Origin of the sequence: Enterococcus sp. DIV1368b (assembly GCF_050529595.1) — a bacterium.
GTDB classification, from domain to species: Bacteria; Bacillota; Bacilli; order Lactobacillales; family Enterococcaceae; genus Enterococcus_B; species Enterococcus_B mundtii.
The window spans coordinates 493,253-505,000 of sequence record NZ_CP172883.1; the positions used below are offsets into that span (position 1 = coordinate 493,253).

General features: G+C 37.1%; 8 protein-coding genes, 1 tRNA gene and 2 rRNA genes (1 of these 11 running past the window's edge). 8 read left to right on the forward strand and 3 right to left on the reverse strand.

All coding sequences use genetic code 11. The annotated features are described in order from the left end of the window. Positions 1–156: 156 nt before the first annotated feature. Positions 157–1,761 carry a zinc ABC transporter substrate-binding protein AdcA gene (locus IGJ19_RS02315; protein WP_430604365.1) on the forward strand — a complete coding sequence of 535 codons (1,605 nt, stop codon included), beginning with the start codon at positions 157–159 and terminating at the stop codon, positions 1,759–1,761. Positions 1,762–1,863: 102 nt separating this feature from the next. Here IGJ19_RS02315 and IGJ19_RS02320 read toward each other — a convergent pair whose 3' ends face one another. The 3 genes from IGJ19_RS02320 to IGJ19_RS02330 all read right to left on the reverse strand — a co-directional run bounded on the left by IGJ19_RS02320 (position 1,864) and on the right by IGJ19_RS02330 (position 4,623). After that, positions 1,864–2,592: a LytR/AlgR family response regulator transcription factor gene (locus IGJ19_RS02320; protein WP_010736348.1), complete on the reverse strand. Its 729-nt coding sequence runs from the start codon at positions 2,590–2,592 to the stop codon at positions 1,864–1,866. A 4-nt stretch (positions 2,593–2,596) separates the two neighbouring features. After that, positions 2,597–3,880 carry a sensor histidine kinase gene (locus IGJ19_RS02325; RefSeq protein ID WP_019723361.1) on the reverse strand — a complete coding sequence of 428 codons (1,284 nt, stop codon included), beginning with the start codon at positions 3,878–3,880 and terminating at the stop codon, positions 2,597–2,599. A 140-nt stretch (positions 3,881–4,020) separates the two neighbouring features. After that, complete coding sequence (locus IGJ19_RS02330) at positions 4,021–4,623, reverse strand: accessory gene regulator B family protein (RefSeq protein WP_010736345.1); 603 nt, start codon at positions 4,621–4,623, stop codon at positions 4,021–4,023. Positions 4,624–5,198: 575 nt separating this feature from the next. On the opposite strand from IGJ19_RS02330, the gene IGJ19_RS02335 reads away from it, so the two are divergent. From IGJ19_RS02335 to IGJ19_RS02365, 7 genes are all read left to right on the forward strand, one after another. Then, the gene (locus IGJ19_RS02335; protein WP_010736344.1) at positions 5,199–5,414 is read left to right on the forward strand and encodes a hypothetical protein; all 216 of its coding nucleotides are present in this window, start codon (positions 5,199–5,201) and stop codon (positions 5,412–5,414) included. A 303-nt stretch (positions 5,415–5,717) separates the two neighbouring features. Beyond that, positions 5,718–7,922 carry an ATP-dependent helicase gene (locus IGJ19_RS02340; protein ID WP_430604366.1) on the forward strand — a complete coding sequence of 735 codons (2,205 nt, stop codon included), beginning with the start codon at positions 5,718–5,720 and terminating at the stop codon, positions 7,920–7,922. 249 nt (positions 7,923–8,171) lie between these two features. Then, entirely contained in the window at positions 8,172–8,579 is a 408-nt protein-coding gene (gene spx, locus IGJ19_RS02345) for a transcriptional regulator Spx (protein WP_019724106.1), read from the forward strand. Positions 8,580–8,596: 17 nt separating this feature from the next. Next, positions 8,597–8,953 (forward strand): ArsC/Spx/MgsR family protein, encoded by a 357-nt coding sequence (locus IGJ19_RS02350; protein ID WP_074800335.1) that lies wholly within the window; start codon positions 8,597–8,599, stop codon positions 8,951–8,953. A 792-nt stretch (positions 8,954–9,745) separates the two neighbouring features. Next, positions 9,746–11,306, forward strand: a 16S ribosomal RNA gene (locus tag IGJ19_RS02355). Positions 11,307–11,383: 77 nt separating this feature from the next. After that, positions 11,384–11,456, forward strand: a tRNA-Ala gene (locus IGJ19_RS02360). A 181-nt stretch (positions 11,457–11,637) separates the two neighbouring features. Further along, positions 11,638–11,748, forward strand: a 23S ribosomal RNA gene (locus IGJ19_RS02365) (it continues 2,804 nt past the right edge of the window). The 16S and 23S rRNA genes sit together here with 1 tRNA gene alongside, the layout of an rRNA operon.

Consider the following 11,748-nt stretch of genomic DNA (forward strand, 5'->3'; position numbering starts at 1 on the left):
AATCGAATTTCGATAATAAAATAAATTTAGTAATAATGCTTGACGGTTGGTTTGATTCTATGCTAAATTAATTCCTGTTGCTAAAACGTAACTATTACGATTTGCGTTTATTAATCGTAATCAAATAGAGAAAGAAGATGAGAAGGAGCGAATAAAATGAAACGTTGGATCAAGGTGGTAGGAGGATTACTGTTGACAGGGATCCTTGCAAGTTGTGGCACAGGAGATACTGCAACAAATACAAATGCACAAAATGATGAAAGCTTGAATGTAATGACGACATTTTATCCAATGTACGAATTTACGAAGCAAGTAGTTGGTGAAGAGGGAAATGTTGAATTATTGATTCCAGCTGGAACAGATTCACATGACTATGAACCTTCAGCAAGAGATATGGCAAAAATCCAAAATGCTGATGTTTTTGTTTATAATGATGAAAATATGGAAACTTGGGTTCCAGCAATTGAACATACTTTAAAAGAGGGCGATGTACTTCCAATCAAAGCAACCGAAGGAATGTTGTTATTGCCTGGGGATGGTCATTGCCATCACCACGATCATGACGATGAAGATCACGATCATGAAGACCATGATCACGATGATCATGCGGATGACCACGACCATGATCACGATCACGGAGACCACGGTCATTCTCATGAATTAGATCCACATGTTTGGTTAGCTCCTAATCTAGCGATGAAGCAAGTAGAAACGATTCGTGACCAATTGATTGAGGCATATCCTGAAAAAGAAGAAGCATTCACTGAAAATGCTGCCTCTTATTTAGAAGAATTAGAAGCGCTACACAACACTTTTAAAGAAACATTAGGTCAAGCAAAACAAAAATCATTTGTGACCCAACACGCTGCGTTCAATTATTTAGCTCTAGAATACGGTCTTAATCAAGTACCAATTGCCGGTCTTTCTTCAAGTGAAGAACCATCTGCTGCAAGAATTGCCGAGTTAAAAGAATTTGTGGAAGACCATGGGATTGAATATATCTATTTTGAAGAAAATGCCAAAGATAGTATTGCTCGTACGTTAGCCACTGAAGCTGGGGTATCACTAGCAGTATTGAATCCTTTAGAAGGATTGACAAAAGAACAAATGGATAACGGCGAAACGTACATTTCAATCATGGAAGCAAACTTAAAAGCGCTCCAAAAAACTACGGATACTGAAAATCCATTAGAAGATACATTGAAGCCTGAGAAAGAAAAAACAGTTTACAATGGTTATTTTGAAGATGCAGAGGTCCAAGACCGCCCGTTATCAGATTGGAACGGTGTTTGGCAAACTGTCGATACGTATATGTCAGATGGAACATTCGATCAAGTATTTGAATATAAAGCCAAAACAAACCCCGATATGACAGCTGAAGAGTATCGTGAATACTATGAAATAGGCTACAAAACAGATGTCGAAAAAATTGAGATCAAAGATGATACGATGATCTTTACTTTCAAGGATGGCGAAGTTAAAGAATCGAAATACCGTTATGCTGGTAAAGAAATCTTGAACTATTCAGCAGGTAATCGCGGTGTCCGTTTCTTGTTTGAAGCAGAAGATCCTGATTCTGGTGCATTCAAGTATGTACAATTCAGTGACCACTCGATTGCGCCTACCAAATCAGACCATTTCCATATCTATTTAGGAAATGAAAGCCAAGAAGCTTTACTAGAAGAAATGGACAATTGGCCAACTTTCTATCCTGAAGAAATGACTGGAAAAGAAATCGCGCAAGAAATGATCGCGCATTAAACGATACTAAAAAACGAAGAATGAATGGAAAAGAGGATTTTACGACTTTTTCATTCATTCTTCGTTTCTTTATTAAAAAGAATTTATTTATTTTATTGTCTTTCAAGAAATCAACTTCTTTAGCCCACGAATCGAAACAGGGATCACTTCCCCGTTAGATAGAGTCACTTCTCGTGTTTTCTTATTGATTGTTTGGACGTTTTGGGTATTGATGACATAAGATTTGTGACAGCGGATAAAGTGTTGACTTTTCTTTTCGATATCTTTTATCTTCTCGTAAAACTGCATTTGGGCATGTGTCAAATGGACCTCCAGTTTATGAGGAGTACCTTGAGCAGTAGAAAAGTATTGGATATCTCGAATAGGTAAAAATTTGATTTCATCATTGAATTCAATTCTAAAAATATCCTTTTGTAATGGCGCAGTTTGGAAATCTTCGAATATTTTACTTAAGATACGTTCAACATTTTCTTTAAGATCAAAAATATCTTCTTTGATGATATAATCAGTCGGCTCAATGTTGCTTTTCAAAATCGTCATGGAAAGATCGGTGTGTGAAGTCACATAAATGATTTTTCCAAGCGAATCCAAGTCACGTACTCGTTTTCCAATGGCAATGCCATCTAATTCACTGTCTTTCAGTTCGATATCCAAAAAATAAATACCAAAAGAAGACGTACGTATCCTTGCTGCATTGAGGAGTTCAATAGGATCAGAAGTTGCAATATGGACATAACTATCCAAATTTTCAATCATGATCCGATTCTTGATTACTGTAGAGATGACTTCCAGTTGTTTCGGATCGTCTTCACAAATGTAAATGGGAATCATAAAATTACTCCTTTAATTGTATATGGATTGTTTGTGAAAATCGCTGATTCTCAATCGATGTTTCAAGAAAAAGATAAGGATTCGTTTTTGTTAACTCATCAAGAATAAATAAACCTAATCCTTCATTTTTGGGATTTGTTTTCGTCGAGAAGCCTTTTTGTTTTAACTTACTCAATGGAAACGTATTCGTAGTAGTGTTGATGACACGGATCATCAACGACTGTTTTTTCTTGATGATCAGTACTTCGATTTTTTTCTTTTTGGTTACTGTTGCACCTTCGATTGCATTATCAAGAATAATACCAAGCATTCTTACCAAATTGATCGTATATTTTTTACCAATGACGATTTCGTCTGGAACAGTCAATTGGACAGAGATACCTTTTTCTTGTGCCATCATTAATTTTAAAGAGAATAGACTTCTTATTTCAGGTACCTTCATTTTGTCTAGTAAGCTAAGATTTGCTGGGAAGAGATTCATCATTTCACGTGTAGGTAAAATCGTTTGGTTGTAATATTTTTGTAAGCCTTCAAGATCGCCTTCAGAAATATAACTATTCAAAGAAAACAACAGATTTTGATAATCGTGTTTAAACTCTCTAAGTTCTTGATAGTTTTTTTCTAGATCTCTAATGTAATCTTGCTGTAATTGGATGCGTTGTTCCAATAATTGATCTGCCATCTTTTTATTTGATATTTTCCAATAGTAAATCAAGATAATTAGGCCGACACACAGATAAAGGATAAAAAAGCTCGTATTTAATGCTAGTACTTTTGGCGTTTCACCAGAAAAGCGTGTATAAAAAATAATGATATAGTAGGTAAGTAGAACCAAGGAACCGATTGTACCAATCATTCGACGGTCAACGCTAGCGGACCAATTATCTAAAAATTTTTTGAATCCATACGCAAATAATAAAGATAAAATCGCTGATACAGTTATATGGAAATATTGTAATGCATCTCCAGGTTCAATGACAGCAGATTCCAATACTAAAAAATCCGCGACGCTCGTCAAATGATCGCCTAAGATGGAAGCTAATAATCCCAATGGTAATGCGTAGATCATATGTTGGCGCGAGGATGAAAAGAAAAAGAAAAGTAGACTCAACATGGCAATTGCGACAAGTGCAGAAAAAATACCTAAAATCGGGTAAAGTATTCCCAACAGGGCTGCTGCCAAGAGACTAAACGTAGAAAATAGGTATTTATTTTTAATTTGGGAATTGATGATTAAGATAGAACTTGTGTAAATCAGATATTGCAAGGCTATGGACCACAAAAACATAAAGCACAGCTCCCATTGCGTTTTCCCAAATTATAGCATATTTATAATATTATTTTTTTAATTTTTCAGGTATTTTAAATTCTGAGCTCATACCGAAGCAGCAGCCAGATACAAAGAAATCAGAAAGGTTAGTTAATTGTTTAACGATTGTTTTTTTCATAAAAAATTCCTCCAATATTCATCATGTAATTTGTAACTGGAAGCAACGTAGCTATTTCTAAAATAATCCCAAGTAGTAAATAGGTAGAAAAGTAAGAAGCAGAGAAAAATAATGTGAGTACTGCAAATAAAAGATACATGAAAATTGCTTTTTTTAGTAGGGGTGGGCGTTTCTCTGGTGCAATCGGGTTAAGGGCTGTGCCTCTTGATCCATAGCGAAGCAAAAGGAAAAAACAAACAATTAACAAAAGGACCATCATAGGGAAAGAGAAAGTCAATTGATAATGTTTCATTACTAAGGGAACCCCCCACAAATAAAGCAAAGTCCAAAGTAAGCAAACAAATTCAGAATCGGAATGGAGACCGTAAGCATATCTGCGAATACAGATATATGAAAGGAAAGTCATTCCTGTTTCCGCCCACGTGCCTGTCAATAAAGAAAATACAAAAACGACAGCAAGTTTTCCAAGATTGTTCAGTAAAACTTCCAGAGCAAACTTGACTTGGATGTAAGTCATATCTTCTTCATCTTGTTTTCCGTTGAATAATATTGCCAATATTCGATTTACCACTTTATTTTTCATCTCTATACGTACCTCCGAATACTATAATAAGCGAAAAGACACAAAAAAAGTTTTTCGATTCATAAAAGGACGTTTTGACATCAAAATCGTTAACTAAGTGAATTTTGTAACATATTTGTTATATAAGAGTGAAAACTTTTTCTTATGTAAAAAATAAAAGACATGTTTATCTCTAAATAATAAAAAAATTCCTGTAAAACTATCAAATCATCTTTAAATTTTCAACTAAACATACGATTATGCCAAAAAAGAGTGAGATTAATTAACAGTTTTGATGCCAAAAGAACTTTTTATGATATTTCTGTGTTATGTTTAAAAATTTATGTTAAAAATTAGTAGAGGTTGCGAAGATGAATGTAAGTGACACGTTCTTATATTTTTGTTTTACCAACTTCTTAATAGAAGGCAGCAACTCCCCTTCCCCTTTTGTTGTTGCCTTCTGATATCAACAACAAGGTAGTTTCTATGTTAACATGCAAGCCTTTAAGAAGGTGGGTTTGTCAATAAAGGTAACAGATTCGAAATTTTTATCAAAAGAAGTTGTGCTGTATGTACAACATAATGGAGGAAATAGCATGGAAAATGAAAATCTATTTGAAGTCGGTAAAACGTACGCATTTGTATCAGATTTATTTTGTTCTCCAATTGAAGCAGAAATTGAAAAAATCTATGAGAATAGTTTGATGGTTCGTGTTCTCAATTGCGCAGATGAAGACAATGAAACTGCACACAATTTACACTGGCAATTAGTCGTTCGTAAGTCAAGTGCAGTGAAAGAGTACAGCTACTAATAGTAACTGTTCATGAATGAAAAATAGTATTTTGATAAATAGCCAGTCAAATCTTGAATGATGGAAAATCATTTTTGGATTTGACTGGCTATTTTTACTTTGAAAGGTAAAGGAAAAGTGGATTTTGCTTTTTTGGGGTTCTCATGTAGTTTTAGGAACTCATCAAATACATCAGTTGATAGTAGAGTTTCTTTTGTTTCTTCCTAAGACCACGATCGTAAAAGGGTGAAGCCCCATTTTATTTTTTGTAAAGGTCTGGTAGTATAAAGAAAATAAATGGAGTAGAAAATAAATAAAAGAAAGATGGGGAAGATGATCAATCAAGAAAATGAGAAAGAAATTCTTCGATTGCAAAGAGAAATCAGCCATTGGGAAAGAAAATATAAAAAGCTCCAACAAATTTTTCGAATGCAAGAAGAAATAATTGCTAGTTATGAAGCTGCATATGGGGAAGCACCAGGGTTGGTAGAAGAACAACATGAGGAAGAACAGCCAAATGAATCATTTTTTGAACATATTGAGAAGCGTTCTTATAATCGATTCAATAATGAACAAAAAGCAGCAATCACTTATGATATGAGCAAACACTTACGGATCATTGCAGGTGCAGGAAGTGGAAAAACACAAACGATATGTGCGAAAGCTGTATATCTGATGAATGAAGAACAAGTAGAAGAGCAAAGGATCTTAATGATTACCTTTACTCGAAATGCTGCCAATGAATTGAAAAAACGGGTGGATAATTTTAGTCAAAGAAAAACGAATGTGACGATCGGAACTTTTCATAGTATTTTTTATCGTCTGTACAGTGATATCAAACGGCAGTTTCCGGATCTTTCTGCCGAAGGGATTCAAGGTGAGTTTTCTAAAGACACACCATATAAAGTAAATATTTTGCTGCAGAAACTAATAAAAAAATATCAATTGTATTCTTTCGATCAGTATGGGGAGAAAACGATTGCTAACCGATTGGATTATTGGCAAAATATGAATCTCTCCCAACAGGAGATCATCCAATTGATCAAAAAGAGATTTGATTCCATTGAAAAAGACCCACGTCAACCTATCTCTGAGCGTATGGATCAATTAATGACTGAACTATATGAAGAAAAACAAAAGCAACGACTTTTTGAATTCAATGATGTTCTACAAAATTTGAAAAATGTCCTCTCTCATGTAGATGTCAGAAGATATGTAGGTCAAAAATACGATTACTTGTTTATCGACGAGTTTCAAGACACGAATCCTTTGCAATGGGCAATCGTTCAGTTGATTGCGAAAGACTCGCCAATCAAGTTGATCATCGTTGGGGATGATGATCAAAGTATCTATGGCTTTAGAGGATCAGAACCTGATTATCTCAAACAGTTTGAAAAAGAATATCCAACAAAAACACTCTTTCTATTGACCAATTATCGTTCGCGAGCGTCGATCGTTCAAGGAGCTAATCGATTGATCACGTACAATAAAGAGGATCGCATACCTAAAGCGATGGTACCAGCACAAAAGGAACCAGGCGTATTACAGGCATTATCATTTAAAACGGTACAAGAGGAAAGTGACTGGTTGATTCAGCAAGTATATGCTTTTATAGAAGACAAAGGAAAATACAAAGAATCTATTATTTTATATCGCTCATTATCACAAACACAAGCATTGGTGCAACGTTTGATCCAAACAGATATTCCGTTTGTACTAGAAGCAGATACCCAATATGCGGGGATCTATGGAATTAAGCTTTTTTATCAATTTTATCAAAAATTTATCGGTTGGTATGATGCGGCAACACCGATAAAAGTGCAAGCACACCAACAGTTGTTACGACAGTTGATGATTAATTGTTATCTGAAAACAAATGAATGTGACCAATTTTTCTCTAATAAAAACAGTGACCAAGATATTGTCGCTTATATTTTAAAACGGCGGCCTAATTTAGAAGCTAGAGAAAAAGAACTAAAGACATTTGTAAGCGCGCTAGAAACATTTGATCAACCAACGAAGCGGTCATGTGTTTCACTGATTGAGGCCTATTGTCGGTTGCCAAGACCGAATAAAGAAATCGAGCAAGGTGACAAAGAATGGTTGCTGGAGACTGTCAGACAATATCCAACGATCCCACAATTGAAAAAATTGTATCTTGAGGTCCAAGGAATTGCAGCTGAACTAAAAACAAGGTTGATTGCTTATCGTAAGGGGAAACTAGATGCATTATGTATCCAGAGTATTCACAAAAGTAAAGGGTTAAGTTATCGTAACGTCTTTTTAATCGGTTGTAATGAAGGGATGATTCCTTACAATGGGGCGGTAGCAAAAGATAAAAGATTGAAAAGTGAGTTGAAAATCGAACCATTAACGACGATTGAGGAAGAGAGACGTCTTTTTTATGTCGCAATGACTAGGGCAAGGAATCGTCTTTATTTATGTGTACCTGAGTTTAAAGGGAAAAGAAAATTAAAACCTTCACGTTTTATTAAAGAAACAGGTTGTAAAGTTAAAAAAATCAAATAAATGACGAAAAGCAAAGCGAGTAAAAATACACTCGATTTGCTTTTTTATTCAAATAAATAAATAACTTTTATTATTTATGCCATTTTTAAATAACCTTTGTTTATAAAAAAGAATATAACCTTTAATTGACTGTTTAAATAACAATATTATGAACAAAAACAAAATTTATTTATTTTAAGGATAGCGTATGACTGGCATTATTTTGATATTACGTTTAGAATGGGATTACAATTAAAAAGGAGTGAGAAAATGATAAAACTATACACTTCGCCTAGCTGTACATCTTGCAGAAAGGCCAAAGCATGGTTACAAACGAATCACCTTGATTTTGAAGAAAAGAATATCTTTGCAGAACCCCTATCAGAAAATGAGATACGACAAATATTGGCTGCAACCGAAGGCGGAGTCGAAGATATTATTTCTACTCGTTCAAAAGTTTATGAGAAATTAGGAATCGATTTTAATGATTTATCATTAAAAGAAATGATCCGCTTGTTCAAAGAATACCCATCTTTACTTAGACGTCCGATTCTACTTGATGAAAAAAGAGTATTGATTGGGTTCAATGAAGATGAAATACGAGCATTTATTCCTAGAGAAATACGAGGTGTCGCAAGAAACTTGATTTATATGAAACATAGTGTCTTGTATTCGTAAGAATAGGAGGAGACGTTGTGAATATCAAAATCTATAGTTCAACGAATTGCACAATAACGGTTAAAGCAATCCAATGGTTAGAGAAAAAGAACTTGTCTTATCAATTTGTTGATCTAGAAAGTAGAGCTTTAAGTAATAAAGAAGTCAAAGAGTTATGTAGTTTTGAAAATGCAGATATTGAACAATTATTTACTACATGGTCATTTGAATTCAAAAAAATTAAAGCTGGGCTTCCAAAAAATCAGGAAGATCAACTTCTATTTTTGTGCAAAACGCAACGTCATCTTTTAAGACGTCCTTTGATCATCATCGATGATGCGCTGTTTGTTGGCTACGATCAACGATTGATGGAGCAATTGATTTTACATGAATAGACTGTATCCAATTGTGTTACATACTGAAAAAGGCAATTGGGATCATCGGTTTTTCCTTAGTAACAAGCCAAAGAATCAAAATCTCACTTACCTGTACTCTGGTTTTTTGGCTTATTACCAAAGGCGCGATGCATATTTTTCGTAAAGAAACTAGTGAAAACTAGCAAAAAGTGTAAGAGGCAAATCGTATATTCCAAAATAAAACATTTCAACTTTTTCGTATTTCTACTATAGAGAGGATCAGAATTGAAAGTATACCAGATAGATTTATCAGAAATAGTGATTGACAACTAAATAGAATAAATGGTATATTTTTTTTTGTTGTTTTTTGTTTATTACTGATTTTAAGAGTGTAAATAAAACTTTAAATAATGCTTGACGAATAGGAAAACACATGTTAATATAACTAGTGTTGTTTGAGAAGTTCATCAAGGAATGCTGACTCTACAAAAGAAGAGGTAAAAAAAGTTGTTGACAAATAACAAACAATGAGTTATGATATGTGAGTTGCTAAAACGACCTCGTGAAAAACGAGTTCGAAAAACTTTTAAAAAATAGTTGACAATCATTTGAGAGTTTGCTAAGATATAAAAGTTGCTACGGCAATCACAAACGATAAATCGAGACAGTTGTGTTTCATTTATCACGTAGACCTTTGAAAACTGAACAAAGTAAGACAAACCAAATGTGTAGGGCGTCTTGATTCAATTCAAGACAACAAACATTTTTAACAAGCAAGCAATATGCTAGCAAACAATTGAGCTTAGCAATCGAAAGATTGTTCTAACTTTTATTTATGAGAGTTTGATCCTGGCTCAGGACGAACGCTGGCGGCGTGCCTAATACATGCAAGTCGAACGCTTCTTTTCCCACCGGAGCTTGCTCCACCGGGAAAAGAGGAGTGGCGAACGGGTGAGTAACACGTGGGTAACCTGCCCATCAGAAGGGGATAACACTTGGAAACAGGTGCTAATACCGTATAACAATCGAAACCGCATGGTTTCGTTTTGAAAGGCGCTTTACGGTGCCGCTGATGGATGGACCCGCGGTGCATTAGCTAGTTGGTGAGGTAACGGCTCACCAAGGCCACGATGCATAGCCGACCTGAGAGGGTGATCGGCCACATTGGGACTGAGACACGGCCCAAACTCCTACGGGAGGCAGCAGTAGGGAATCTTCGGCAATGGACGAAAGTCTGACCGAGCAACGCCGCGTGAGTGAAGAAGGTTTTCGGATCGTAAAACTCTGTTGTTAGAGAAGAACAAGGGTGAGAGTAACTGTTCACCCCTTGACGGTATCTAACCAGAAAGCCACGGCTAACTACGTGCCAGCAGCCGCGGTAATACGTAGGTGGCAAGCGTTGTCCGGATTTATTGGGCGTAAAGCGAGCGCAGGCGGTTTCTTAAGTCTGATGTGAAAGCCCCCGGCTCAACCGGGGAGGGTCATTGGAAACTGGGAGACTTGAGTGCAGAAGAGGAGAGTGGAATTCCATGTGTAGCGGTGAAATGCGTAGATATATGGAGGAACACCAGTGGCGAAGGCGGCTCTCTGGTCTGTAACTGACGCTGAGGCTCGAAAGCGTGGGGAGCAAACAGGATTAGATACCCTGGTAGTCCACGCCGTAAACGATGAGTGCTAAGTGTTGGAGGGTTTCCGCCCTTCAGTGCTGCAGCTAACGCATTAAGCACTCCGCCTGGGGAGTACGACCGCAAGGTTGAAACTCAAAGGAATTGACGGGGGCCCGCACAAGCGGTGGAGCATGTGGTTTAATTCGAAGCAACGCGAAGAACCTTACCAGGTCTTGACATCCTTTGACCACTCTAGAGATAGAGCTTCCCCTTCGGGGGCAAAGTGACAGGTGGTGCATGGTTGTCGTCAGCTCGTGTCGTGAGATGTTGGGTTAAGTCCCGCAACGAGCGCAACCCTTATTGTTAGTTGCCATCATTTAGTTGGGCACTCTAGCAAGACTGCCGGTGACAAACCGGAGGAAGGTGGGGATGACGTCAAATCATCATGCCCCTTATGACCTGGGCTACACACGTGCTACAATGGGAAGTACAACGAGTCGCGAAGTCGCGAGGCTAAGCTAATCTCTTAAAGCTTCTCTCAGTTCGGATTGTAGGCTGCAACTCGCCTACATGAAGCCGGAATCGCTAGTAATCGCGGATCAGCACGCCGCGGTGAATACGTTCCCGGGCCTTGTACACACCGCCCGTCACACCACGAGAGTTTGTAACACCCGAAGTCGGTGAGGTAACCTTTTTGGAGCCAGCCGCCTAAGGTGGGATAGATGATTGGGGTGAAGTCGTAACAAGGTAGCCGTATCGGAAGGTGCGGCTGGATCACCTCCTTTCTAAGGAATATTACGGAGACTACACACGTTTGTCGATACTTTGTTCAGTTTTGAGAGGTCTACTCAAAATGTAACCCGGGGCCTTAGCTCAGCTGGGAGAGCGCCTGCTTTGCACGCAGGAGGTCAGCGGTTCGATCCCGCTAGGCTCCATTAACAACGTATGTTGTTATATACTTGTTCATTGAAAACTGGATATTGAAGTAAAAATGTAAGTAATACAAACCGAGAACACCGCGTTGAATGAGTTTTTTAATAAGTTCAATTGCTTATTTTTCTTGATTGGACTTCTATCGCTAGAAGAAAGATCAAAACCCAACCGCAAGGTTGATAAGGTTAAGTGAATAAGGGCGCACGGTGGATGCCTTGGCACTAGGAGCCGATGAAGGACGGGACTAACACCGATATGCTTTGGGGAGCTGTACGTAAGCTATGATCCAGAGAT